Annotated in this window: 22 protein-coding genes; 10 read left to right on the top strand and 12 right to left on the bottom strand. The window is 67.1% G+C overall.

Annotated elements, in window-relative coordinates; genetic code table 11:
• Positions 1-20: 20 nt before the first annotated feature.
• The 6 genes from AC24R4_RS15380 to AC24R4_RS15355 all read right to left on the bottom strand — a co-directional run bounded on the left by AC24R4_RS15380 (position 21) and on the right by AC24R4_RS15355 (position 5,232).
• Positions 21-998: an NAD(P)H-dependent flavin oxidoreductase gene (locus AC24R4_RS15380; protein WP_400394834.1), complete on the bottom strand. Its 978-nt coding sequence runs from the start codon at positions 996-998 to the stop codon at positions 21-23.
• Between the two features lie 362 nt (positions 999-1,360).
• The gene (locus tag AC24R4_RS15375) at positions 1,361-2,554 is read right to left on the bottom strand and encodes a class I SAM-dependent rRNA methyltransferase (RefSeq protein WP_400394833.1); all 1,194 of its coding nucleotides are present in this window, start codon (positions 2,552-2,554) and stop codon (positions 1,361-1,363) included.
• A 4-nt stretch (positions 2,555-2,558) separates the two neighbouring features.
• Complete coding sequence (locus AC24R4_RS15370; RefSeq protein ID WP_092603078.1) at positions 2,559-2,867, bottom strand: DUF493 family protein; 309 nt, start codon at positions 2,865-2,867, stop codon at positions 2,559-2,561.
• Between the two features lie 40 nt (positions 2,868-2,907).
• On the bottom strand, positions 2,908-4,113 hold the full coding sequence (locus tag AC24R4_RS15365; protein ID WP_153949047.1) for a D-alanyl-D-alanine carboxypeptidase family protein: 1,206 nt from the start codon (positions 4,111-4,113) through the stop codon (positions 2,908-2,910).
• A gap of 43 nt (positions 4,114-4,156) precedes the next feature.
• Positions 4,157-4,801, bottom strand: a complete 645-nt coding sequence (locus AC24R4_RS15360; protein ID WP_400394831.1) for an alpha/beta hydrolase — start codon at positions 4,799-4,801, stop codon at positions 4,157-4,159.
• Between the two features lie 110 nt (positions 4,802-4,911).
• Positions 4,912-5,232, bottom strand: coding sequence for a (2Fe-2S) ferredoxin domain-containing protein (locus AC24R4_RS15355; protein ID WP_092603084.1), 321 nt, complete (start codon positions 5,230-5,232; stop codon positions 4,912-4,914).
• Between the two features lie 462 nt (positions 5,233-5,694).
• On the opposite strand from AC24R4_RS15355, the gene AC24R4_RS15350 reads away from it, so the two are divergent.
• The 4 genes from AC24R4_RS15350 (at position 5,695) to cmdF (ending at position 12,142) form a co-directional block, all read left to right on the top strand.
• Positions 5,695-6,984 carry a dicarboxylate/amino acid:cation symporter gene (locus tag AC24R4_RS15350; protein WP_400395160.1) on the top strand — a complete coding sequence of 430 codons (1,290 nt, stop codon included), beginning with the start codon at positions 5,695-5,697 and terminating at the stop codon, positions 6,982-6,984.
• A 130-nt stretch (positions 6,985-7,114) separates the two neighbouring features.
• Entirely contained in the window at positions 7,115-9,124 is a 2,010-nt protein-coding gene (locus AC24R4_RS15345) for a sensor histidine kinase (RefSeq protein WP_400395163.1), read from the top strand.
• A gap of 23 nt (positions 9,125-9,147) precedes the next feature.
• The gene (locus tag AC24R4_RS15340) at positions 9,148-10,470 is read left to right on the top strand and encodes a sigma-54-dependent transcriptional regulator (RefSeq protein ID WP_400395165.1); all 1,323 of its coding nucleotides are present in this window, start codon (positions 9,148-9,150) and stop codon (positions 10,468-10,470) included.
• A 67-nt stretch (positions 10,471-10,537) separates the two neighbouring features.
• Positions 10,538-12,142, top strand: coding sequence for a tyrosine 2,3-aminomutase (gene cmdF, locus AC24R4_RS15335; RefSeq protein WP_487523323.1), 1,605 nt, complete (start codon positions 10,538-10,540; stop codon positions 12,140-12,142).
• A 7-nt stretch (positions 12,143-12,149) separates the two neighbouring features.
• On the opposite strand, the gene AC24R4_RS15330 is transcribed toward cmdF, so the two are convergent.
• The 3 genes from AC24R4_RS15330 to AC24R4_RS15320 form a co-directional block, all read right to left on the bottom strand.
• Positions 12,150-14,258 carry an ATP-dependent helicase gene (locus AC24R4_RS15330; protein ID WP_400396145.1) on the bottom strand — a complete coding sequence of 703 codons (2,109 nt, stop codon included), beginning with the start codon at positions 14,256-14,258 and terminating at the stop codon, positions 12,150-12,152.
• Between the two features lie 150 nt (positions 14,259-14,408).
• Complete coding sequence (locus tag AC24R4_RS15325; RefSeq protein ID WP_487523322.1) at positions 14,409-14,945, bottom strand: TlpA disulfide reductase family protein; 537 nt, start codon at positions 14,943-14,945, stop codon at positions 14,409-14,411.
• A gap of 129 nt (positions 14,946-15,074) precedes the next feature.
• The gene (locus AC24R4_RS15320) at positions 15,075-15,569 is read right to left on the bottom strand and encodes a thioredoxin fold domain-containing protein (protein ID WP_487523321.1); all 495 of its coding nucleotides are present in this window, start codon (positions 15,567-15,569) and stop codon (positions 15,075-15,077) included.
• A gap of 186 nt (positions 15,570-15,755) precedes the next feature.
• Here AC24R4_RS15320 and AC24R4_RS15315 point away from each other — a divergent pair, with 186 nt between their 5' ends.
• The 3 genes from AC24R4_RS15315 (at position 15,756) to AC24R4_RS15305 (ending at position 17,281) form a co-directional block, all read left to right on the top strand.
• The gene (locus tag AC24R4_RS15315) at positions 15,756-16,346 is read left to right on the top strand and encodes a hypothetical protein (protein WP_487523320.1); all 591 of its coding nucleotides are present in this window, start codon (positions 15,756-15,758) and stop codon (positions 16,344-16,346) included.
• Positions 16,347-16,418: 72 nt separating this feature from the next.
• Complete coding sequence (locus AC24R4_RS15310) at positions 16,419-17,072, top strand: LysE family transporter (protein WP_400397180.1); 654 nt, start codon at positions 16,419-16,421, stop codon at positions 17,070-17,072.
• A gap of 83 nt (positions 17,073-17,155) precedes the next feature.
• Positions 17,156-17,281, top strand: coding sequence for a hypothetical protein (locus tag AC24R4_RS15305; protein WP_302847671.1), 126 nt, complete (start codon positions 17,156-17,158; stop codon positions 17,279-17,281).
• 72 nt (positions 17,282-17,353) lie between these two features.
• On the opposite strand, the gene AC24R4_RS15300 is transcribed toward AC24R4_RS15305, so the two are convergent.
• The 3 genes from AC24R4_RS15300 to AC24R4_RS15290 form a co-directional block, all read right to left on the bottom strand.
• Complete coding sequence (locus AC24R4_RS15300) at positions 17,354-18,187, bottom strand: YEATS-associated helix-containing protein (protein WP_487523319.1); 834 nt, start codon at positions 18,185-18,187, stop codon at positions 17,354-17,356.
• Between the two features lie 15 nt (positions 18,188-18,202).
• Positions 18,203-19,741, bottom strand: a complete 1,539-nt coding sequence (locus AC24R4_RS15295; RefSeq protein WP_487523318.1) for a YifB family Mg chelatase-like AAA ATPase — start codon at positions 19,739-19,741, stop codon at positions 18,203-18,205.
• 85 nt (positions 19,742-19,826) lie between these two features.
• Positions 19,827-20,090: an accessory factor UbiK family protein gene (locus AC24R4_RS15290; RefSeq protein WP_066739835.1), complete on the bottom strand. Its 264-nt coding sequence runs from the start codon at positions 20,088-20,090 to the stop codon at positions 19,827-19,829.
• 524 nt (positions 20,091-20,614) lie between these two features.
• Between AC24R4_RS15290 and AC24R4_RS15285 the strand changes: the two genes are divergently transcribed.
• The 3 genes from AC24R4_RS15285 to AC24R4_RS15275 all read left to right on the top strand — a co-directional run bounded on the left by AC24R4_RS15285 (position 20,615) and on the right by AC24R4_RS15275 (position 23,389).
• A complete protein-coding gene (locus AC24R4_RS15285) occupies positions 20,615-21,418 on the top strand; it encodes a TorF family putative porin (protein ID WP_400392156.1) in 804 nt (267 codons plus the stop codon).
• Between the two features lie 64 nt (positions 21,419-21,482).
• A complete protein-coding gene (locus tag AC24R4_RS15280; protein WP_066739826.1) occupies positions 21,483-21,821 on the top strand; it encodes a P-II family nitrogen regulator in 339 nt (112 codons plus the stop codon).
• A gap of 32 nt (positions 21,822-21,853) precedes the next feature.
• Positions 21,854-23,389 (top strand): ammonium transporter, encoded by a 1,536-nt coding sequence (locus AC24R4_RS15275; protein WP_400392152.1) that lies wholly within the window; start codon positions 21,854-21,856, stop codon positions 23,387-23,389.
• Positions 23,390-23,540 lie beyond the last annotated feature (151 nt).

Raw genomic sequence — 23,540 nt, 5'->3', positions numbered from 1 at the left:
AAAGGGGCGCCAAAACGCCCTTATGCTACCAGCCCCAGCCGGGCGCGCGCCGCATCGTACTCGGCCTTCATGCGCGCCACGATCTCGCCGGCGGTGGGAATGTCGTGGATCTGGCCCACGCCCTGGCCGGCGCCCCAGATGTCCTTCCAGGCCTTGGCCTTCGAGCTGCCGCTCGAAAAATCCATCTTGCTCTTGTCGGCCACGGGCAGGTCTTCGGGGTCCAGGCCCGAATTGACGATGCTCTCGCGGATGTAGTTGCCGTGGACGCCCGTGAACAGGTTCGTGTAGATGATGTCCGAAGCGGCCGAACTGGTGATCGACTGCTTGTACTCGGCGCTGGCATGGCCTTCCTGCGACGCGATGAAGCGCGTGCCCACGTAGGCGAAGTCCGCGCCCATGGCCTGGGCGGCCAGCACGGCATCGCCGGTGGCGATCGATCCGGACAGCGCGATCGGACCGTCGAAGATCTTGCGCACTTCGCCGACCAGCGCGAACGGCGACAGCGTACCGGCATGGCCGCCGGCGCCGGCCGCCACCAGGATCAGCCCGTCCACGCCGGCCTCGATGGCCTTTTCGGCGTGGCGGAGGTTGATGACGTCGTGCAGCACGATGCCGCCGTAGCTGTGCACGGCGTCGATCATTTCCCTGGGCGGCGCCCGCAGCGACGTGATGAAGATCGGCACCTTGTGCTCCACGCACACCTTGACGTCATGTTCCAGCCGCGCGTTGGACGCGTGCACGATCTGGTTCACGGCGAGCGGGCCGACGGGCTTGCCGGGATTGGCAGCCCCGAATGCCGCCAGTTCTTCCTGGATCTGCGTCAGCCATTCGTCGAGCAACTCGGCCGGGCGCGCGTTGAGCGCCGGAAACGATCCGACGATGCCGGCCTTGCACTGGGCCAGCACCAGTTCGGGATAGCTGACGATGAACATCGGCGACGCGATGACGGGCAGGGCCAGGTTCTGCAGGGCTGGCGGAATGTGTTTGGCGGCAGGCATGGTGTCTCCTCGAATCCGTCTGATGAAATGACGCGGACAAGCGGTGCGAAATGCACGGTCGTTCGATTATAGGGAGTTTCGCTGGGGCGCGGAGTCGGGGTAGAGGCTCCAGTCTATGCGATGCCGGCGGCGATGCGCTCCCCTCTCCCATGCAGTGGGACAGGGGAGAAAGACGGGCGACGGGCAAAAAAAGCCCCGCTGGGTTAGCGGGGCGATTACCACGAAGACTGATAAGAAGAGACGGTCAGGCACCTGCCAATGCCTTACCGTGAGACGAATCTTAGGGGGTGAATATGACCACCGGAAGACAGTTCCGAGGCAATTCCGGAAAACCCGTCACCGCACGCGTTTCCCGGCCCTGACTAGATCTTTTCCAGCAGCAGACCCTTCAGGTATTCGCCTTCGGGGAAGGCCGCCGACATCGGGTGATCGGTGCCGGCCGACAGGCGGCGCAGGATGCGGGCGTCGGCGCGGGCATCGGTGGCGGCGCCGGCCACGATCTTCTGGAACAGCTCCATGCTGATGGCGCCCGAGCACGAGTACGTGAACAGCAGGCCGCCCGGCCGCAGCAGCTGCATGCCGACCAGGTTGATTTCCTTGTAGGCGCGCGCGGCACGGTCGATGTGCTGGGCCGACGGGGCGAACTTGGGCGGGTCCAGCACGATCAGGTCGAACTGGCGGCCTTCGGCGCGGAACTCGCGCAGCATCTTGAACACGTCCGCATCGAGCCACGTGGCGCGCTCGGCGTCGAAGCCGTTCAGCGTCACGTTGCTGGCCGCGATCTTGAGCGACTCGCCCGACGAATCGATCGACGTCACCGACTTCGCACCGCCACGCAGCGCGGCCAGCGAGAAGCCGCCCGTGTAGCAGAAGCAGTTCAGCACGTCGCGGCCTTCGGCCAGGTCGCCCACGAGCTTGCGGTTGTCGCGCTGATCGACGTAGAAGCCGGTCTTGTGGCCGTTGCGCACGTCCACGTAGTAGCGCACGCCGTGTTCGGTCACCGACAGCTGCGGATCGGGCTCGGCACCGGCCAGCACGCCAGTGACCAGTTCCAGCCCTTCGCGCTGGCGCACGGCCGCGTCGGAACGTTCGTAGACGTTCGGGCAGCCGGTTTCCTTGACCAGCGCCTGGACCAGCGCGTCCTTCCACTGCTCCACGCCCGCGGCGTTGAACTGGCAGACCAGCTGGCCGGTCTCGCCCTGGCCGTAGTAGTCGACGATCAGGCCCGGCAGGCGGTCGGATTCGCCGAAGATCAGGCGTACCGCGCTGGTGTCACTGACCCAACGCTGGCGGTGCGCCAGCGCGGCCGACACGCGGCGCTTGAACATGGCGTGGTCGACCGGCTCGTTTTCGTCGAATGTCCATACGCGCACCCGGATCTGCGATTCGGGGCTGTAGGCGCCGCGCGCCAGGAAGCGGCCATCCGCGCTGCGGACGACCACGGTCGAGCCGGCCTCGCAGCGGCCTTCGGTGGAGGCGATGCCCGTGGCGTAGACCCACGGGTGGCGCCGCAGCAGGGATTTTTCCTTGCCGGGCTTCAGGGTGATGACGTTCATGTGGTTACAGCACCACCTTGACCATCGGGTGCGACGTCAGCGCACGGTACACGCTGTCCAGGTGCTCGCGGCTCGTGACGTACACGGTCACGGTCAGCCCCAGGTAATTGCCGTTGCGCGACGGACGCATCTCCATCTTGCCGGCGTGGAAGTTGGGGTCGAATTCCTGGATCAGCGTCACGATGGCCTCGGCAAAGCCGTCCTGCATGGCGCCCATGACCTTGATCGGAAATTCGCTCGGGTATTCGATCAGCGACTGCTCGGGCGGGATATCACCCGGGATCAGCGGACCGTTGCTGGAATCTGTCGTCATCTTGCGTAACCTTGTGCGCGCTCCATGCGCCTGCTTGCGCTTACTTGCGCTTGAACCAGAGGCGGATCGTATCCCACAGCCGGCCGAAGAAGCCCGCCTCGGGCACTTCCTCCAGTGCCACCACCGGGAATTCGCCCACCTTGTTGGTGCCGTCCATCAGCTTGACCGTGCCCACCTGCTGGCCCGCGGCGATCGGGGCGATCAGCAGTTCCTGGCGCTCCAGCACCGGCTTCAGGCGGCCGCCCGTGCCCTTGGGCACCGTCACGAACGTCTCGTTGGCCACACCGATCTTGACCGTGCTGGCGCGGCCCTTGTAGATGTCGGGCGTGGCCAGCACCTGACCCTTGTCGTACAGGCGCAGCGTGTCGAAGAACTGGAAGCCGTAGTTCAGGATCTTCAGGCTTTCCTGGGTGCGGATCTGCTCGGTGGCCGTGCCGATCACGATCGACACCAGCCGGCGCGTGCCATTCGGCACATTGGCCAGCGGGCGCTGGGCCGACGAGATCAGGCAGTAGCCGGCGGACTTGGTGTGGCCCGTCTTCAGACCGTCCACGGTCGGGTCGATGTACAGCAGGCGGTTGCGGTTGGGCTGCCTGATCTTGTTATAGGTGAACTCCTTCTGCGAGTACATTCCGTAGTACTCGGGGAAGTCCTTGATCAGGCGCGTGGACAGCGTGGCCAGGTCGACCGCCGTGGTGTAGTGGTTCGGATCGGGCACCCCGTCGGTGTTCGTGAAGTGCGTGCCCTTCATGCCCATGCGCTGCGCTTCGCGGTTCATCATCGCCACGAAACCTTCTTCCGAGCCGCCCACGGCCTCTGCCAGCGCCAGCGACGCGTCGTTGCCCGACTGCACGATCAGGCCCATCAGCAGGTCGTTCACGCTGACCGGCTTGCCGGCCTCGATGAACATGCGCGACTCATCGCTTTTGACCTTGCGCACGATCTCGGTCGGCGTGACGGTCTGGTCCAGCGTCAGGCGCTTTTCCTTGAGCGCCTCGAACACCAGGTAGGCGGTCATCAGCTTGGTCAGCGACGCGGGCTCGATGCGCAGGTCGGCATTCTGCGACGCCAGGGCCTGGCCGCTGGTCACGTCGTACAGCATCCACGACTTGGCGGCCACCTGCGGCATCGGCACGCCCTGCGCCAGGACGGCGGCGGGGGCGGCGGCAAGCACGGTGGCAAGCGTTGCGGCGACGGCAACGGGAGCAAGGGCGGATGCGAAATGCGGCGTGGCTCTGTTCAGCATGGGTAGTGTTCCAACAATAAAGGGATGGCGCGGGCGGGACGGTTCACCGTTCCCACGCGTTGACGACAAGCTGCTTGATCAGGTGCAGCTTGCGGTGAAAAAAGTGGTCGGCGCCGGGAATGACGATGACCGGCAGTTCCTGCGGACGGGCCCAGTCCAGCACGCTGGCCAGCGGCACGGTGTCGTCCTGCTCGCCGTGGATCACGATGGTGTCGGCCGGCACGGCGGCCACGTCCCAGCGGCTGGTGGCCGTGCCCACCAGCACCAGCCGCTGCGCGGGCGTGCCCGCTTCGGCCAGGCGGCGTGCCACGTGGGTCTGCACGAAGCTGCCGAACGAGAAGCCGCCCAGCGCCAGCGGCAGCGCGGCCACGTCCGGCGACCACGCGGTCTGCGTGCGCATCCAGTCGATCACGGCCAGCAGGTCGTCCTGTTCGCCGATGCCCTGGTCATGCTCGCCGGCCGTGCCGCCCACGCCGCGGAAGTTCGGCCGCACCGTGGCATAGCCCAGCGCCACGAACGTGCGTGCCAGCGTCTGCGCCACCTTGTTGTCCTTGGTGCCGGCGAACAGCGGGTGCGGATGCGCCACCAGCGCCAGGCCACGCACCGGCTCGTTCTGCGGCAGATCGATCGAGATGTCGATGGCGCCGACGGGGCCGGCGATGGTGGTGACCTGGGTATGCGCGTTCATGGCGAGGGGGCAGGAAGGTTCGGCGACAACAGCACGACAAAAGCGGCACGACAAAAGCGGCACAACAAAAAACCGGGCAGGCGGCCCGGCACGGCCCGGCGGGTACCGGATCAGCGATCGACCATCAGGCGTTCGACGGGCTTGCCGTGAATCAGATGGCTGTCGATGATCTCGTCGATGTCCTGCTCGTCGACGAAGGTGTACCAGACGGCCTCGGGGTAGACCACCAGCACCGGACCAAGTTCACACCGGTTCAGGCAGCCGGCCTTGTTGATGCGCACGCGGCCCTCGGCGCCGGCGATGCCCAGTTCCTTGCAGCGCTTCTTGGCGTATTCCTGCATGGCCTTGGCATTGTGGTCGGCACAGCAGGCCTTGCCGTCGTCGCGCTGGTTCAGGCAGAAGAAAACGTGGTGTTTGTAGTAGCTGCTCATGGCGGCGAACTGGACTGCGTGGCGCCGGACCGCGGTAACGCGGGCGCCTGGCGCGGCATGAATCGAGGAAGCTCGGAATTATACGTGGTCGCGCGCGCCGTTCCGCGCGGCGGCGCCGCCCGGAATGCCGGAAATCGCGATGCGCGTGGCCGTCCGGCGCGGGCTCCGGCGGGCAGAGACGGCGTGCCGTATGCCGAACACACCACTTTTTGGGCCGAAATCGGCCCGTAGCCGTCCGAATTCCCGGAGGCACCGATTCCGGATTTCCGGACTCCCGGACCGATTCGCGCGCCGGTCCCGATGGTTTCCCTGGCAAATCAAGGACTTGGCGGCGCCGGCGTGCGTGGCACGGCGGTTGCAAATAGTTACTTCCAGACGCGCCGCCCGGTCATCGCGGGCCAGGCGTGCAACGTGGGCGCCTTCCGAGCGCCCGGCACCGGTCAAAACACCGAGGACGACATCATGAGGAAACCCTTTTACAAGATCCTGTACGTGCAGGTCCTGTTCGCGATTGCCGTGGGCATCCTGCTGGGACATTTCGCGCCGGCCACCGGCGTGGAAATGAAACCGCTGGGTGACGCGTTCATCAAGCTGATCAAGATGATCATCGGCCCGATCATCTTCTGTACCGTGGTGTCCGGCATTGCCGGCATGCGCGACATGAAGAAGGTGGGCCGCGTGGGCGGCAAGGCGCTGCTGTACTTCGAGATCGTGTCCACGTTCGCGCTGCTGATCGGCCTGATCGCATCGCACGTGCTGAAGCCCGGTGTGGGCTTCAACATCGATCCGGCCACGCTGGACACCAAGACGATCTCGCAATACGTGTCGAAGGCCCACGGCCAGAGCACGGTCGAGTTCTTCATGCACATCATCCCGGACACGATCTTCAGCGCGTTCGCCAATGGCGACATCCTGCAGATCCTGCTGGTCTCGCTGTTCTTCGGCTCGGCCCTGGCCATCATCGGCGACCGCGCGCAGATCATCCACGACATGGTGGACCAGGTGTCGAAGGTGTTCTTCCACATCGTGCACGTGATCACCAAGGTGGCCCCCATCGGCGCGTTCGGCGCCATGGCCTTCACGATCGGCAAGTACGGCCTGGGTTCGCTGATCCCGCTGCTGAAGCTGATCGGCACGTTCTACTTCACCGCCATCGTGTTCGTGCTGGTGGTGCTGGGCACCGTGGCGCGCCTGACCGGCTTCTCGATCATCCGCTTCGTCGCGTACATCAAGGAAGAGCTGCTGATCGTGCTGGGTACCAGCTCGTCGGAAGCCGCACTGCCGCACCTGATGGAGAAGATGGAAAAGCTGGGCTGCTCGAAGTCGGTGGTCGGCCTGGTGGTGCCTACCGGTTACTCGTTCAACCTGGACGGCACCAACATCTACATGACGATGGCCGTGATCTTCATCGCCCAGGCGACGAATATCGAGCTGACCCTGATGCAGCAGCTGACCATCCTGGCCGTGGCGATGGTGACGTCCAAGGGCGCCAGCGGCGTGACCGGTTCGGGTTTCATCACGCTGGCGGCCACGCTGGCCGTGGTGCCGACCATCCCGGTGGCCGGCATGGTCCTGATCCTGGGCATCGACCGTTTCATGAGCGAATGCCGCGCGCTGACCAACATCATCGGCAATGGCGTGGCCACCGTGGTGGTGTCGGCCTGGGAACGCGAGCTTGACCGCGCCCGCCTGAACCGCGTGCTGCGCGGTGGTGGCGATGACAACGTCGAACTCGCCGACGCCAGCGCCTGACATGTCTGGCCAGGTGCCCGCCGACCCGCTGAACGGCGTCGCGGGCACCCCGCAGCATCCCCCCGCTGGCCCGGGAGCCCCCCAGGGCGGCCAGCGGGTATCATCGGCGCCAGAGCTTTCGCCCGCGCCGATGCCCCATTCCGACGACTTCCTTGCCGTGCATGACCCCGCACCGCCTGACTCCGTGCACGCGCCGGAGCACAGTTCGCGCTGGTGGGGCTTTGCCGTTGCGCTGCTGGCCGGCCTGCTGGTGCTGTGCACGCTGACCTGGCTGCTGTCGGTGCAGCGCGGCATCGTCGCGTTGCAGCAGTCCACGGCCATGCGTGCCGACCGGTACGCGGGCACCCTCGAATCCACGCTCGACCGCTACGAATTCCTGCCTGCGCTGGTGTCGCTGCACCCGTCCGTGCGTGCGCTGCTGGCGTCGCCGCAAGACCCGGCACGCATCGCGGCCGTCAATGACTACCTGGTGGAGGTCAACCGGCGCGCCCGGGCATCGGCCACCTACGTGATCGCCGCGAACGGCCTGGCGCTGGCCGCCAGCAACCATGGCGAGCCGGGCAGCTTCGTCGGCACCGACTATCGCTTCCGTCCATATTTCCAGATGGCTTCGCGCGGCGAGGTAGGCCGCTTCTATGCCATCGGCGTCACCAGCGACGAACCGGGCTACTACATCGCCCAGCCGATCGAGGCCGGCGGCAAGGTGATCGGCGTGACGGTGGTCAAGCTGAACCTGGAATGGTTCCAGCGCGCCGGCTCGGGCCGCGGCGAGCCGCTGATGGTGTCCGACGACCACGGCGTGATCTTCCTGTCGTCGGTGCCCGGCTGGCAGTACCGCACGCTGCGGCCGCTGCCGCCGGCGCTGCAGGCGGAACTGCAACGCACGCGCCAGTACCACGATGTGGACGTCACGCCGCTGCCGATGCAGTCGCTGACGTCGCCCCTCATGCGCTGGCTGGCCGACAACACGCTCTCCGATGGCCAGCGGCTGGTGCGGGTGGGTCCGACCGACCGGCGCGATGGCGAGGGCGCGCCCGATGGCGGCGAGGGCGCCGGCCTGGGCTTCGGCCTGGCCGACACCGGCGGCGACCGCTACCTTGAAATCAACCGCACGGTGGGCCCGGCCGGATGGAACATGCAGGTCATGGCGCCGCTGGACCCGGTGCTGGCCAATGCCCGCAGCGCGACCATCGGCGCCGCGCTGGCGTACGCGTGCATCTGCCTGCTGCTGGTGAATCTGCGCCAGCGCCGCCAGCGCGCGCGCGACATGCTGTACAGCCGCCGCCTGCTGGAAGCCGCCTACGACGAACTGGAACGCCGCGTCGAGGCGCGTACCGCCGACCTGATGGCCATCAACGAACAGCTCGAAGGCGAGGTGGCCGAGCGCACCCGCGCCGAAGGCGAATTGCGCGCGACCCAGGACGAACTGGTGCAGGCCAGCAAGCTGGCCGCGCTGGGCCAGATGGCGGCGGGCATCACGCACGAACTCAACCAGCCGCTGGCGGCGCTGCGCACGTTCTCCGACAACACCCGGGTGCTGCTGGAGCGCGGGCAGCTCGATGCCGCGACGGGCAACCTGTCGGCCATCGCCGACCTGACCGAGCGCATGGGCAAGATCACGGGCCAGCTCAAGCTGTTTGCCGGCAAGGCGCGCCAGCGCCGCAATGCCGTGCGCGTGCGTGCCGCGCTGGATCATGTGCTGCAGCTGATCGCCCCGCGCCTGGGCCAGGTGATGCTGCGCATACGCGGGCTGGACGGCGAGTCCGCCGACCTGGCCGTGTGGGCCGACGAGCTGAAGCTCGAACAGGTGCTGCTGAACCTGGTGGGCAACGCGCTCGATGCTATTACCGCCGTGGGCCGCCCAGATGGCCGGGTGGAGATCGACGTCGCCGCCACCGAGGAACAGGTACGTATCGCGGTGCGCGACAATGGCACCGGCATTGCGCCGGACGCGTTGCCGCGCCTGTTCGAGCCGTTCTACACGACCAAGGAAATCGGCCAGGGCCTGGGGCTCGGGCTGGCCATCTCGTCGTCGATCGTGCGCGAGTTCGGCGGCCAGCTGGTGGCCGGCGATGCCGAAGGTGGCGGCGCGGAATTTGTGGTGACGCTGCGGCGGGCGCGCCAGCCCGTGGCGGCGTGATGAGGAAAAGCGAAATGATTGCGATGCAAGACGGGCTGCGCGTGCTGTTTGTCGAAGACGAACCGCTGGTGCGCCAGGCCACGGCACAGAGCCTGGAACTGGCCGGATTCGCGGTGCTGGCGCTGCCGTCGGCCGAGGCCGCGATGCCGCACCTGAGCGCCGACTTCCCGGGCGTGCTGGTCACCGACGTGCGCCTGGGCGGCGCGTCGGGGCTGGACCTGCTGCACCACTGCCGCAACGTGGCGCCGGGCCTGCCGGTGATCCTGGTGACCGGGCATGGCGATATTACGATGGCGGTGCAGGCGATGCGCGAAGGCGCCTACGACTTCATCGAGAAACCGTTCGGCGCGGACCGCCTGACCGACACCGTGCGCCGGGCGCTGGAGCGCCGCGCCCTGGAACTCGAAAACGTGGCGCTGCGCCGTGAACTGGCCGGCCCGGCGGCCGGCACGCGCATCATCGGCCGGTCGCCGGCCATTGCCCAGGTGCGCGGGCTGATCGCCAATGTGGCCGAAACCGATGTGCCGGTGATGATCAACGGCGAGACCGGCACCGGCAAGGAACTGGTGGCGCGCAGCCTGCACGCGCTGTCCACGCGCCGCGACGCGCCGTTTATCGCGCTGAACTGCGGCGCGGTGCCGGAATCGATCTTCGAAAGCGAGATGTTCGGCCACGAGGCGGGCGCGTTCACGGGCGCGGGCAAGCGCCGCATCGGCAAGCTCGAACATGCGTCGGGCGGCACACTGTTCCTGGACGAGATCGAGAGCATGCCGCTGGCGCTGCAGGTGAAGCTGCTGCGCGTGCTGCAGGAAGGCACGCTGGAGCGGCTGGGCTCCAACGCATCGCTGCCGATCGACGTGCGCATCGTCGCCGCCGCCAAGGGCGACATGGAGTCGCTGGTGGCGCAGGGCGCGTTCCGGCAGGATCTGCTGTACCGCCTCAATGTGGTGACGATTCCGCTGCCGCCGCTGCGCGAGCGTCGCGAGGATATCGTGCCGCTGTTCGAGCACTTCATGCTGGTGGCCGCCGTGCGCTACCAGCGGCCGGCGCCGATCCTGTCCGAGATGCAGCGCCAGCAGCTGATGCAACGCCCGTGGCCCGGCAACGTGCGCGAGCTGCGCAACGCGGCAGACCGCCTGGTGCTGGGCGTGCCCGAGGGCGGCCATGCCGGCAAGGCCGAAGGCGGCGACGAATCGATTCCGCTGCGCGAGCGGATGGAACGCTACGAGCGCGCCGTGATCGCCGATACGCTCGCGCGCACGGGCGGCGCCGTCAGCCAGGCCGCCGATCTGCTGCAAGTGGGCAAGGCGACGCTCTACGACAAGATCAAACGCTACGGACTGTAACGGCTGCGGCAGGGCGAATCGGGCGCGGTACACTCTCGCCCGGCCTTGAATCCCTACCGCACGCCCCATGACCCACACCGCATCCCAAGCCGCCATCGACGGCTACCAGCTCCGCCCCGAAGCCGTCGCCGCCATCGCCCACGGCAAGTTGACCGCGCAAGTTCCTGCCGACGTGCTCGACAAGGTGCGCGACGCCCGGGCCCGCTTCGAGCAAGTGGCGGCCACCAATGTGCCGATCTACGGCGTGTCCACCGGGTTTGGCGAACTGGTCCACAACTGGGTCGATATCGAGCACGGCCGCGCGCTGCAGGAAAACCTGCTGCGCAGCCACTGCGCCGGCGTGGGGCCGCTGTTCTCGCGCGATGAAGTGCGGGCCATGATGGTGGCACGGGCCAACGCGCTGTCGCGCGGCTATTCGGCGGTGCGCCCGGTTGTGATCGAGCAACTGCTCAAATACCTGGCCGCCGGCATCACGCCGGCCGTGCCGCAGGTGGGATCGCTCGGTGCCAGCGGCGACCTTGCGCCGCTGTCGCACGTGGCCATCACGCTGATTGGCGAAGGCAAGGTGCTGACCGCCGATGGCGGCACGGCGCCCACTGCCGACGTGCTGCGACAGCACGGCATTGCCCCGATCACGCTGGCGTACAAGGAAGGGCTGGCGCTGATCAATGGCACTTCCGCCATGACCGGGGTGTCGTGCCTGCTGCTGGAGACGCTGCGCGCGCAGGTCCGGCAGGCCGAAGCGATTGCGGCGCTGGCGCTGGAAGGGCTGTCGGCATCGGCCGATGCGTTCATGGCGCACGGCCACGACATCGCCAAGCCACACCCGGGCCAGGTCAGCTCCGCCGCCAACCTGCGCGCGCTGCTGGCCGGCTCGACGCGGCTGGCCGGGCACGACACGCTCAGCGCGGAGATGAAGCATCGCGCCGGCGACGAAAAGAACACCGGCACGGGCGTGTTCATCCAGAAGGCCTACACGCTGCGCTGCATCCCCCAGGTGCTCGGTGCCGTGCGCGATACGCTGGATCACTGCGCCAACGTGGTGACGCGCGAACTCAATTCGTCGAACGACAACCCGCTGTTCTTTGACGATGACGCGCTGTTCCACGGCGGCAATTTCCACGGCCAGCAGGTGGCCTTCGCGATGGACTTCCTGGCCATCGCCGCCACGCAACTGGGCGTGATGGCCGAACGCCGTCTGAACCGCCTGCTGAGCCCGCACCTGAACAATCGCCTGCCGGCCTTCCTGGCCGCCGCCAACGAAGGCCTGTCGTGCGGCTTTGCCGGCGCCCAGTACCCGGCCACGGCGCTGGTGGCCGAGAACCGCACGATCTGCAGCCCGGCCAGCATCCAGAGCGTGCCGTCGAACGGCGACAACCAGGACGTGGTCAGCATGGGGCTGATCTCGGCCCGCAACGCGCGCCGTATCCTCGACAACAACCAGTACATCCTGGCGCTGGAGCTGCTGGCCGCGTGCCAGGCGGCGGAACTGGCCGGCGCGGTCGAGCACCTGTCGCCAGCCGGCCGCGCCGTCTTCGCCTTCGTGCGCGAACACGTGCCGTTCCTGGACACGGACCGCTACATGACCGACGAGATCGAACGCGTGGCCGCGCTGCTGCGCGACGGGGCGCTGGTGGAGGTAGTGCGCCAGGCGGGGGTGGCGCTGGCCTGATGGCCGCCTATTTCCACATGTTGCGCATGCGGGATGCCAGATCGACCTGCGGCAAGGACGCCTTGTCCTGCCCTTCGCCCGGCATCGGCGGGGGCGGCCACGACCGGCTGTAGAAATTCGGCATCACGCGGTTCGGCAGGAAGCGCGTGCGCGACGCGTAGACGTGGCGGTCGCCAAAACCCACCTGGTTGTGCACGTAGAACCGCTGCGGGACGATCACGTCGAGGTGGTCGCGCGCGCGCGTCATGGCCACGTACAGCAGGCGGCGTTCTTCCTCGATTTCCTCGGTGGTGCCGGTGGCCAGGTCGGACGGCATGCAGCCGTCCACGGCGTTGAGCACGTACACGGCCTTCCATTCCTGGCCCTTGGCCGAATGGATGGTGGACAGGATCAGGTAGTCCTCGTCACGCGACGGCACGCCCGATTCGTCACTGGACGCGCTGGGCGGGTCCAGCGTCAGTTCGGTCAGAAAGCGCTCGCGCGACGCATAGGTGGCCGCGATGCGCTCGATCTGCTGCAGGTCGGCCTGGCGCGCGGCGGCATCGTCGTGCATGCGCTCCAGATGCGGCGCGTACCACGCCACCACCTGCTCGAACTCCGACGGCCACGGCGACGTGGGCGCCATCAGCGTGCGGGCCAGCGTCAGCAGGTCGTCCCACGCGGGCGCGGCAGCGGGCGGGGCCTCGAAGGCCTCCAGCGCCACCAGCGGCTCGGTGGCCGCTTCCAGCCCTTCGAGCACGCGCGCGGCGGTCTTTGGCCCGATACCGGGCAGCAGCTGCAGCGTGCGGAAGCCGGCCATGCGGTCGCGCGGGTTTTCCAGCCAGCGCACCACGGCCATCACGTCCTTGACGTGCGTCGATTCCAGAAATTTCAGGCCGCCGAACTTCACGAACGGGATATTGCGCCGGGCCAGTTCGATTTCGACCTGCGCACTGTGGTCGGCCGCGCGGAACAGCACCGCCTGCTGCATCAGCGCCAGGCCCGATTCGCGCCGCGCCAGCACCTGCTCGACCACAAAACGCGCCTGGTCGGCTTCGTCGTTGACCACCACCACGCCGGGCTTTTCAGCCGACTCGCGCAGCGACCAGAGGTCCTTGGTGAAGCGTTCGGCCGCCAGGCCGATCACTGCGTTGGCGGCTTGCAGGATCGGCTGCGTGGAACGGTAGTTCTGCGACAGCGTGACCTGTTCGGCCGCCGGCGTGAACTGCGTCGGGAAATCGAGGATGTTGCGCACGGTGGCGCCCCGGAAGGCGTAGATCGACTGCGCGTCGTCCCCCACCACGGTCAGGCCGCGGCCCTGCGGCTTCAGCGCCAGCAGGATCGACGCCTGCAGCGCGTTGGTGTCCTGGTACTCGTCGACCAGCACGTGGTCGAAGCGCGCGCCCATGTCCTGCGCCAGCGCGGGCTCGGTCATGGCCTGCGCCCAGTAGAGCAGCAGGTCGTCGTAATCCAGCACCTGCTGCTTCTGCTTGGCCTCGACATAGCCGGCGAACAGCGTCCTGAGCGCGTCGGCCCACATCGCGTAGCGCGGAAACTGGGTCTTGAGCACCATCTCGATCGGCAGCTGGGTGTTGACCACGCGCGAATAGATGGCCAGGCAGGTTTCCTTGCGCGGAAAGCGCGACGCCTGCTCGGACAGCCCCAGGTCGTGGCGCACCACGTGCATCAGGTCGGCCGAATCGCCGCGGTCGCTGATCGTGAAGCTCGGCGCCAGGCCAAGCGTCTCGGCGTATTCGCGCAGCAGCCGGGCGCCGATGGCGTGGAAGGTGCCCGACCACTGCAGCGCCGCACGCCCTGCGCCGGACTGGATGCCCAGTGCCTGATCGACAATGCGCTCCACGCGGCGGCCCATCTCGGACGCCGCTCGGCGCGAAAACGTCAGCAGCAGGATGCGCCGCGGGTCGGCGCCCCCCACTACCAGGTGCGCGACGCGGTGCGCCAGCGTATTGGTCTTGCCCGAGCCCGCGCCGGCAATGATCAGCAGCGGCGCCTCGCCGGCATATTCCACGGCGGCGCGCTGCTCCGGATTGAGCTTGGACAGGTAGGCAGCCGCGTCGCCTGTCTCGGGGGAGAGGTCGGCGGGCACGTCGGCTTCAGGGGCGAGATCCGGTAGCACAGCGGGAAGGGCAGAGGGGAGGATTGAGAAAAATCTGGCGCCCACTGTATATCCATACAGCTTCGACTGGCAAGCCGCACGTGCCTGCGCGGCGTGCGGGCAACAAAAAAGGTGCCGCATGGGCACCTTTTCGACCGGGACGGAAGGCAATCAGGCGGCGCTGGCCAGCGCACCGTCCAGCAGCTTGTGCAGCGCATCCCACTCGGGCTCGCCCACGTAGCGTTTCAGGATCTTGCCGTTCTTGTCGACCACGAACGTGGTGGGCGTGAGCTGGACGTCGCCAAAGGCCTTGGCCGCCGAGCCGTCCGAATCCATGGCCACCTTGAACGGCAGTTCGCGCGTCTTGGCGTAGTTGGCCACGTACATCGGCGGGTCATAGTTCATGGCCACGGCCACGAATTCCAGGCCCTTGTCCTTGAACTGCTTGTAGGTGTCGATCATCTGCGGCATTTCCTTGACGCAGGTGGCGCAGCTGGTGGCCCAGAAGTTGACCAGGTAGACCTTGCCCTTCAGATCGGCCGTGCTGACTTTCTGGCCCGACAGCAGCGTGAACGTGGCATCGGGCACCTTGCTGGCTGGCGACATGGCGCGATAGCCAAAGACGCCGAGCAGGGCGACGATCACGACCGCGACGGCGAGCGGCCAGCGTTTGCGCGGGGAAGTGGCGGAAGCAGCAGTATTGGACATGGGATAACGGTACCGGGACAGCCATCGGACAGCGGCTATTCTACTGCCGGGCGTGGAAGCCGGCATCGTGGACGGTCAAGCCCGCCAGCGCTGCGGCAATTGGCCGCAATCGGGAAGCGTGTGCCGGCGCTACTGCGGCGCGCCGGGCCGGGCGGCCACCTTGGCACGGGCCTCGTCGATGGCCTGCTCCAGATAGGCACCATAGAAATCGGGCTGCATGCCGCGCAGCGGCTTGGCCAGGTTGCGGCCGTGCGGGTCCAGGAACATCACGGTCGGGGCGACCGAGATGTTGTGGGCCTGCGCCCAGCGTTTGGCGGTGGTCATGGTGCCATCGACGTCACGGATCGGCGTATCGGCCGTCATGTCGATTTCCCGCGCGGCAATGTCCCCGGCCGCCACCTGCGGGCCCAGATAGTTGCGGCGCACCGTCTCGCAATAGGTACAGCCGGGCAGGCTGACCAGTACCACCAGCGGCTCGCCTTGCCTGGCGGCTGCGGCCGACTGGGCGCCAATATCGGTCACCGGAGGCAGGTGCACGGTGCCGGCCACGGCGCTGAAGCCGGCCACGGCGGCCAGGCTGGCCAGCCACGGTGCGGCAAGGCGGGGCAGGGAACGGAAGGGCATGGTCACCTCACGGGAAAACGGGCCGGCCGGCGCCTGGGTGGTCGGCAAGGGACGATGGGATGAAAGCCACGGGTCGGACATGCGCGGGCGGGCGGCTTCCCGGATAATACCGGCTTGCGCACGAATGCGCCGCCCATGCCGATGCCCCCATCCACGCTCCGCCCCCGTCCGCCCGGTTCGTCCAGCTTGTCCCGTCCCGGCCTGTTTCGCCCCGGTCATTGCCGGCTGCCGCTGCTCGCCCTGCTGTGGCTGGCGCTGGCCGGCTGCTCGCCGCGCTATGACTGGCGGACCATCGTCTCGAACGACGGCAAGTACACCGCCATGTATCCGGCCAAGCCGACCAGCGCCGCGCGCGATGTATCGATTGCCGGCCACAAGCTGCCGATGACCATGGATGCCGCCAATATCGAGGGCACGCTATTCGCGGTGGGCGTGGTGACCTTGCCCAGCGACGATGCCGCCATGCGCCGCGAAGCCATGGACGCCATGCAGGCGGGACTGGTGGCTAACCTGGGTGCGCACCCCGGGGCACCGGCCCAGGCGCACCCCGTCACGGTGATGTCGGCGGCCCAGCCGCCCGTGTCGCTCGCCGGCGTGGAAGTGTCGGTGGCCGGCGTATCGCCACAGGACAAGGCGCCGCGCCGCCTGACCGCGCGGCTGGTGGCGTCGGGCGCCCGCGTCTACCAGGCCGTGGTGCTGGAAGCGGGCGATGCCGCCCGCGATACGCGCCAGGCCGAGCAGGTCGAACAGTTCCTGACCGGATTCCACCCGTTCTGAGGCAGACTCGACCGCCTGATCCGATTGAACCGCTTTTAGCCGTTAACCGTTGTTACCTTCAGGAGTGCAGGGATGCGTTGGGAAGTGTGGCTGGCTTATTTTGCCGCGTGCTGGGTGATCGCCGTTTCGCCAGGATCGGGCGCGGTATTGTCGATGAGCCATGGCCTGTCGTATGGCCTGAAGAAGACGTCGACGACGATCCTGGGCCTGCAGACCGGCCTGGTCATCATCCTGCTGGTGGCCGGCGGTGGCCTTGGCGCGCTGCTGCTGGCGTCCGAGGAAGCCTTCCTGGTCGTCAAGACGATTGGCGCGATGTACCTGATCTACCTGGGCGTCCAGCAATGGCGATCCAAAGTGGAGACCACCCCGGAGGAAGGCGCCAACGGTGAGGGCGGCGTAGTACGCACCGCGGTCATGAGCCGTCGGCGCCGCTTTGCCACGGGCCTGCTGACCAATGTCACCAATCCGAAGGGCATCATTTTCATGGTGGCGGTACTGCCGCAGTTCATCGACCCGGGCCATCCGCTGGGCGTGCAGCTGGCCATCCTGGCCGCCACGATGTGCTTTGTGGACCTGATCGTGATGCACGGCTACGCGCTGCTGGCGTCGCGCATGCAGGGCCTGTTCCGCAACGCCCGCGCCGTGCGCTGGCAGAACCGCTTCTTCGGCGGCGTGCTGGTGGCCGTGGGCACCGCGCTGTTCTTTGTGCGCCGGCATCACACCTGAAGCCACGCCGGCGGCCGAATGGCTGGCGTAGTGCGGCAGCGTTTGCTTCAATGGGGAGTGACCCGGCGTACCTGGAGCCCCCGATGCACGATGTCCCCCTGACTGCCCACCGCGAACCCCCTCCCGACGAGCCGCCTCCGCCCGGCTTCCCGGCGGACCAGCCGCCCATCGAGGAACCGCCCCCGCCGCCGCTGGAACCGCCGGTGTGACATGACGAAGGCCCGCGATGCGGGCCTTTTGTCTGGGGATACGTCATGCTTAATGGGTCGGAGGGGTGTCGCTCATGTGGCATTCCTTTTGAATATTGAGACAAGGGCTGAGAATTCCGGATCCTGACGCACGCGCTCGAGATCGTCCTCGGACGTGAGCGCGGCGACAAGCCAGTCGCGCTGACTTGCCGTGGCACAGTGCCACGCTCGCAACAGCAGGGGTTTGATCTGGATAAATGGTGTATCGATTAGCGCGCGATAGCACGCGGCGTTGAAGAGCCAGCTAAACACCTCGCTGCCTTCCAGCGCCAGCGCGCGGTCGATGGCGGCTACTGCTTCGGCAGCCCGACCAAGACGCTTCAGACAGTAGGCACGCCATGCCAGGCAGCCCGCATGGTCCGGGTCTGTCGTCAAAACGCGGTCTGCTGCGGCAAGTGCGTCTGCATACTGGTCGTTGTCGACCAGCTGCATGACTTTCCACATGGCAACTGCACGATTGTTCGCGCGATGCGCATGATCTGTTGCACTTCGTGCCGTGCGTTCTGCCGTCTCTGCAATGGCTTTTGCCTCTTGCGATATCCTCAGGGCCCTGCGGCCGACCGAATCGATGAATTGCTGAGCGAAGTACGCTGCAGCAATGCAAAAGCCAATCAGTACGAAGAGCTTTTCCGGGTGTTCCCTGGATTGGGCGATCAAGGCGCTTGAAATCGAATTCAGGAACATCGGCACCAGGAATGCTGCGGCAACTCCCACGACGGCGCTGGCAATCCAGCCGGGCTCCCGGGTTCTGGTGCGCCATTGCATGAACCGCGCGATGCCACCGCCAATACCGGACAGCAGGATCGTCGCGAACACGATCCACCACCAGAATTCGGAAAACCATTCGAATGCAACGAAAGTAGTCATCGTTCAATCCCCAAGCTAAGCCGACCGCAGCACCCGCCGATACTGGATCGCCTCCGCCACATGGGCGGCGCTCAGTACCTCGGCGCCTTCCAGGTCGGCGATGGTGCGGGCCACTTTCAGCACCCTGAAGTACGCGCGGGCCGACCAGCCCAGCTTGTCCATCGCGCCGCGCAGCAGGGTCTGCGCGGTGTTGTCGAGCGGGCAGTGGGTGTCGATGGCGCGGCCGGACAGTTCGCTGTTGGGCATGCCCTGGCGCGCCAGCTGGCGGTCTCGCGCGGTCACGGCGCGGGCGCGGACCGTTTCGCTCGGTTCGCCGGGCGGGCCGTCCAGGATGTCGTGCTGGCCCTGGGCGGGCACCTCGATCTGCAGGTCCACGCGGTCGAGCAGCGGGCCCGAGATCCGCGATTGATAGCGTTGCACCTGGTCGGGTGTGCAGCGGCACATGCGGGTGGGGTGTCCCAGGTAGCCGCACGGACACGGGTTCATTGCCGCGATGAACTGGAAGCGGGCCGGGAAGTCGATTTGCGCCGCCGCGCGAGAAATCGTGATGTGACCGGTTTCCAGCGGTTCGCGCAGGACTTCCAGCACGCGGCGCTCGAACTCTGGCAATTCGTCCAGAAACAGCACGCCATGGTGGGCCAGCGAGATCTCTCCGGGGCGCGGATTGCCGCCGCCGCCCACCATCGCGGGCCCGCTCGCGGTGTGGTGCGGGCTGCGGAACGGCCGTCGGCCCCATTGCGATGGCTGGAAACCGCCCGGCGTCAGGCTCAGCACGGCAGCGGCATCGAGCGCCTCGGCCTCGGTCATGGGCGGCAGCAGCCCCGGAAATCGCTGGGCCAGCATCGACTTGCCCGTGCCGGGCGGGCCCACCAGCAGCACGGAATGCTGGCCCGCCGCGGCAACTTCCATGGCACGCCGGGCCTGCAGTTGCCCGCGCACGTCGCGCAGGTCGGGCGCATCGCCCGTATCGGCCACCCGTTGCGGTGGGCGGGCGCGCCGTAGTGCCTGCTCGGGCGGCAGCCCCACGTGATGGCACACCTCGCGCAGCGTGGTGCCGGCATGGACCGTCAGATCCTCCACCAGCGCGGCCTCCGGGCCGTTTTCCATGGCGACGATAAACGCGCGCGGCGGCTGGCCGGCGGCCACCCGTGCCCGGTTGTCGCGCGCCAGGCCCATCGCCATGGCCAGGGCGCCGCGCACCGGGCGCAGATCGCCAGCCAGGGACAGCTCGCCGGCAAACTCGAACGCATCGAGCCCTTCCAACGGCAACTGTCCGCCAGCGGCCAGAATGCCCAGCGCGATGGCCAGGTCGAAGCGCCCCGACTCTTTCGGCAGGTCGGCGGGCGCAAGGTTGACCGTGATACGCCGGTTCGGAAACTCGAAGTCGCTGTTGAGCAGCGCCGCCCGTACGCGCTCGCGGCTTTCGCGGACTTCGGTATCGGCCAGCCCGACGATATTGAATGCGGGCAGGCCATTGGCAAGATGGATCTCCACCGATACCGGCGGCGCGTCGATGCCGCTCAGCGCGCGGCTGCGCAGGACTGCAAGGCTCATACGTTTGCGGATTTGTTAAAGAAAAAGGCCACCGGGTGACGGTGGCCTTTCTGGCGATGCGGGGCAGGCGGCTGGCGCCTTGGGGTCATACCCCGGTCGAAGGTGGCGGATTGACGCCGGCGCGGGCTTCCAGGGCGGCCACACGGGCCTCCAGTTCCTCCAGCCGCGCGCGCGTGCGTGCCAGTACCTGCGATTGCACGTCGAATTCCTCGCGCGTGACCAGGTCCAGCCGCGCAAAGCCCTGGGTCATCATGCTGCGCACGTTTTTCTCGATGTCCTTGGCCGGCGAATTGCGCAGCGCCTCGCTGACCTTTTGCTGCAGGTCGTTGAAGAGATCGGTCGGTTTCATGGTGAAGCTCCTGTTGTGACCAATGGATCGTTCGGGTCGGGCCGCGCCAGGCAGGCAGTGGCCCAGGCGCCCGGCAGTGGCGAATCGGCCAGCCATGCACCGCATTGGGGCGGTGGCCCGGGGCGCCTGGCACACGGGACCAGCAGGCCGATGCACCCGACTGGGGCGTATCGCGCCGCTCGCTCGCCGGGCTGGCCCGGCTGTTTCACCGGGACGCCAAGCACGCAGCACTTGACCCGTCATGACGCGGATTATGGCGCTTCGGCGCCCGCCATGAAAGCTCTGACAAGGGCTGGTCACATCTTTTAACGCTTTCCGGGCGCGGCCAAGGGTACGGCGCGGTCTCCTTCCATGTGGTCCCGGCGCCCCGCGGACGCCGCTCCCGGCATGCGCCGCCGCAGGGCGACGATAGCTGGCACGGCAGTTGCAGTATCGATTGCCAGGAGCGTCAACACCACAAAGCAATAAAGCAGCAGATCCTCAAAACGAGCCCGCGAAGATTTCAAGGAAAAGGAGAGAACCAGATGAAGACGTCGAGCCTCGCAGTCAGCGCCGCTGCGGTCCTGTTGAGCCTGGCAGCCCCGGTGGCGTTCGCGCAGACCGCCCCGGACACCGCCGCGCCCGCAGCCGCACCCGCCGCCGAGCCGGCATCGCCCCACACATTCAGTGCCAACGTGTCGCTGGTGTCTGACTACCGCTATCGCGGTATCAGCCAGACCAACCTGCGTCCGGCCATCCAGGGCGGGTTCGACTATGCGCACGAGAGCGGCTTCTACGTCGGCAACTGGAACTCGAGCATCAGCTGGCTCGAGGACGCGGACTCGTCGGTCTCGGCGCCCGTGGAAATGGACTTCTACGGCGGCTACAAGAACAAGTTCGGCGTCGGCGGCGAGGAATTCAACTACGACGTGGGCGTGCTGCAGTACTACTACCCGGGCGGCTACACGACCACCCGCCCGTACACGACCGAACTCTACGCCGGCATCGGCTGGGGCCCGGTGTTCCTGAAGTACTCGCACGCGGTGACCAACCTGTTCGGCATCGACGACAGCAAGAACAGCTACTACGTCGACCTGTCCGCCAACGTGCCGCTGAATTTCTGGGATCTGACGCTGAACGCGCACGTGGGCTACCAGGGCGTGACGCATCACAGCGACGCGTCGTACACGGACTGGAAGATCGGCCTGACCAAGGACCTGGGCAAGGGCTTTGCGCTGTCGGTGGCCTATGTGGACACCAACGCCAAGGAGTCGTTCTACACCAGCGCCAACCGTGGCCGCTACCTGGGCAAGGCAGCCGCCTGGGCATCGATCACCAAGACGTTCTAACGCAAACAGCACACATCCCAGCCGGGCGGCCCGAGCCCATCGGGCTGCCTCAAGGAGAACCCCAATGAAACTGATCATTGCAGTCATCAAGCCGTTCAAGCTCGACGAGGTGCGCGAAGCCCTCTCGGACGTGGGCGTATCGGGCATCACGGTTACCGAGGTCAAGGGCTTTGGCCGCCAGAAGGGTCACACCGAACTCTATCGGGGCGCCGAGTACATCGTCGACTTCCTGCCCAAGGTGAAGATCGAGGTGGCGGTGCCCGACGATGTGGTGGAACGCGCCATCGAGGCCATCGAGAAGTCGGCCCGCACCGGCAAGATCGGCGACGGCAAGATCTTTGTCGCCCCCGTTGAACAGGTCATCCGCATCCGCACCGGCGAGACCGGCGGCGATGCGCTGTGACAACAGAACTACGAGAGACAGAGGTTAGACCCATGAAAACCTGGTTCAAGCGATTCCTGACGGCTGGCGCGATGACGCTGGCGCTCGGCACGGCCGGCCTCGGCCTGTCCACCCACGCCGTGGCGCAGGACAAGCCCGCCGCCGAGGCTTCGGCCCCGGCAGCGGCCACCGCGCCCGCGGCGGCCCCGGCTGCGGCGGCAGCGGCTCCGGCAGCCGCCGCGCCGGCCGAAGCCGCACCCGCCGCCGCGCCGGCCCCTGTTCCCAACAAGGGCGATACCGCCTGGCTGCTGGTGGCCACGGCGTTCGTGATCCTGATGACGCTGCCCGGCCTGGCGCTGTTCTACGGCGGCCTGGTCCGGTCGAAGAACATGCTGTCGGTGCTGATGCAGTGCCTGGTGATCTTCTCGCTGGTGGCGATCCTGTGGGCCATCTACGGCTACAGCTTCGCGTTCACCGAGGGCAACGCGTTCTTCGGCGGCACGGACCGGCTGTTCATGAAGGGCCTGAACGTCGATGCCGTGGCGGCCACCTTCAGCAAGGGCGTGGTGATCCCGGAACTGGTGTTCTTCGCGTTCCAGTGCGCGTTCGCCTGCATCACCTGCGGCCTGATCATCGGCGCCTTCGCCGAGCGCGCCAAGTTCTCGGCCGTGCTGGTGTTCGTGGTGCTCTGGTTCTCGTTCGCCTACATCCCGATGGCGCACATGGTCTGGTTCTGGCCGGGCCCCGACGCCTACACCGACGCCGCTGCCGCAACCGCAGCCACGGCCAAGTCGGGCTGGCTGTTCCAGAAGGGCGCGCTGGATTACGCCGGCGGTACCGTGGTGCACATCAACGCCGCCGTGGCGGGCCTGGTGGGTGCCTTCATGTTCGGCAAGCGTATCGGCTTCGGCCGCGAGGCAATCCGCCCGCACAGCCTGACCTTCACGATGGTGGGTGCGTCGCTGCTGTGGTTCGGCTGGTTCGGCTTCAACGCCGGTTCGGGCCTGGAAGCCAACGGCGGTGCCGCGCTGGCCTTCGTCAACACGCTGCTGGCCACCTGCGCCGCCGTGCTGGCCTGGACCTTCGGTGAGTGGATTGGCAAGGGCAAGCCGTCGATGCTGGGCGGTGCCTCGGGTGCCGTGGCCGGCCTGGTGGCCATTACCCCGGCAGCCGGCTTCGTCGGCCCGATGGGTTCGATCGTGATGGGCCTGGTGGCTGGCCTGCTGTGCCTGTGGGGCGTGACCGGCCTGAAGCGCATGCTGGGCATGGACGACTCGCTGGATGTGTTCGGCGTGCACGGCGTGGGCGGTATCGTCGGCGCGCTGCTGACCGGCGTGTTCGCGGCACCGAGCCTGGGCGGCGTGGGCATCTACGACTACGTGGCCAACAAGGTGGCCGACGACTATTCGATCGCCGGCCAGCTGTGGATCCAGTTCGAAGGCGTGCTGACCACGATCGTGTGGTCGGGCGTGGTGTCGCTGGTGGCCTACAAGCTGGTGGACATGCTGATTGGTCTGCGCGTGCCGGAAGAGGAAGAGCGCGAGGGCCTGGATATCACTTCGCACGGCGAAACCGCCTATGAAGGTTGATATCCACAACAGAGTTGTGCTGGAGAGCTGATTGGGAATCTTCTCTCAGGAGTTTTGCCCCGGCCTTGCGCCGGGGCTTTTTTATTGGCGGCGCCGAATGGGTGTGTGATCGCTGGCCGACATTCCGCGGTGCGGAACCGGCGATTGGCGC

It is taken from the genome of Cupriavidus sp. CER-90, assembly GCF_057652055.1.
Note: the sequence above shows the minus strand (reverse complement) of the source record. Positions and strands in the feature narration are given on the sequence as shown.

Bases quoted from the DNA above. Each gene is read 5' to 3' on its own strand.
- AC24R4_RS15380 (WP_400394834.1), bottom strand. From the start codon at position 998: ATGCCTGCCGCCAAACACATTCCGCCAGCCCTGCAGAACCTGGCCCTG.
- AC24R4_RS15375 (WP_400394833.1), bottom strand. From the start codon at position 2,554: ATGAACGTCATCACCCTGAAGCCCGGCAAGGAAAAATCCCTGCTGCGG.
- AC24R4_RS15370 (WP_092603078.1), bottom strand. From the start codon at position 2,867: ATGACGACAGATTCCAGCAACGGTCCGCTGATCCCGGGTGATATCCCG.
- AC24R4_RS15365 (WP_153949047.1), bottom strand. From the start codon at position 4,113: ATGCTGAACAGAGCCACGCCGCATTTCGCATCCGCCCTTGCTCCCGTT.
- AC24R4_RS15360 (WP_400394831.1), bottom strand. From the start codon at position 4,801: ATGAACGCGCATACCCAGGTCACCACCATCGCCGGCCCCGTCGGCGCC.
- AC24R4_RS15355 (WP_092603084.1), bottom strand. From the start codon at position 5,232: ATGAGCAGCTACTACAAACACCACGTTTTCTTCTGCCTGAACCAGCGC.
- AC24R4_RS15350 (WP_400395160.1), top strand. From the start codon at position 5,695: ATGAGGAAACCCTTTTACAAGATCCTGTACGTGCAGGTCCTGTTCGCG.
- AC24R4_RS15345 (WP_400395163.1), top strand. From the start codon at position 7,115: ATGCCCCATTCCGACGACTTCCTTGCCGTGCATGACCCCGCACCGCCT.
- AC24R4_RS15340 (WP_400395165.1), top strand. From the start codon at position 9,148: ATGCAAGACGGGCTGCGCGTGCTGTTTGTCGAAGACGAACCGCTGGTG.
- cmdF (WP_487523323.1), top strand. From the start codon at position 10,538: ATGACCCACACCGCATCCCAAGCCGCCATCGACGGCTACCAGCTCCGC.
- AC24R4_RS15325 (WP_487523322.1), bottom strand. From the start codon at position 14,945: ATGTCCAATACTGCTGCTTCCGCCACTTCCCCGCGCAAACGCTGGCCG.
- AC24R4_RS15320 (WP_487523321.1), bottom strand. From the start codon at position 15,569: ATGCCCTTCCGTTCCCTGCCCCGCCTTGCCGCACCGTGGCTGGCCAGC.
- AC24R4_RS15310 (WP_400397180.1), top strand. From the start codon at position 16,419: ATGCGTTGGGAAGTGTGGCTGGCTTATTTTGCCGCGTGCTGGGTGATC.
- AC24R4_RS15305 (WP_302847671.1), top strand. From the start codon at position 17,156: ATGCACGATGTCCCCCTGACTGCCCACCGCGAACCCCCTCCCGACGAG.
- AC24R4_RS15300 (WP_487523319.1), bottom strand. From the start codon at position 18,187: ATGACTACTTTCGTTGCATTCGAATGGTTTTCCGAATTCTGGTGGTGG.
- AC24R4_RS15295 (WP_487523318.1), bottom strand. From the start codon at position 19,741: ATGAGCCTTGCAGTCCTGCGCAGCCGCGCGCTGAGCGGCATCGACGCG.
- AC24R4_RS15290 (WP_066739835.1), bottom strand. From the start codon at position 20,090: ATGAAACCGACCGATCTCTTCAACGACCTGCAGCAAAAGGTCAGCGAG.
- AC24R4_RS15285 (WP_400392156.1), top strand. From the start codon at position 20,615: ATGAAGACGTCGAGCCTCGCAGTCAGCGCCGCTGCGGTCCTGTTGAGC.
- AC24R4_RS15280 (WP_066739826.1), top strand. From the start codon at position 21,483: ATGAAACTGATCATTGCAGTCATCAAGCCGTTCAAGCTCGACGAGGTG.
- AC24R4_RS15275 (WP_400392152.1), top strand. From the start codon at position 21,854: ATGAAAACCTGGTTCAAGCGATTCCTGACGGCTGGCGCGATGACGCTG.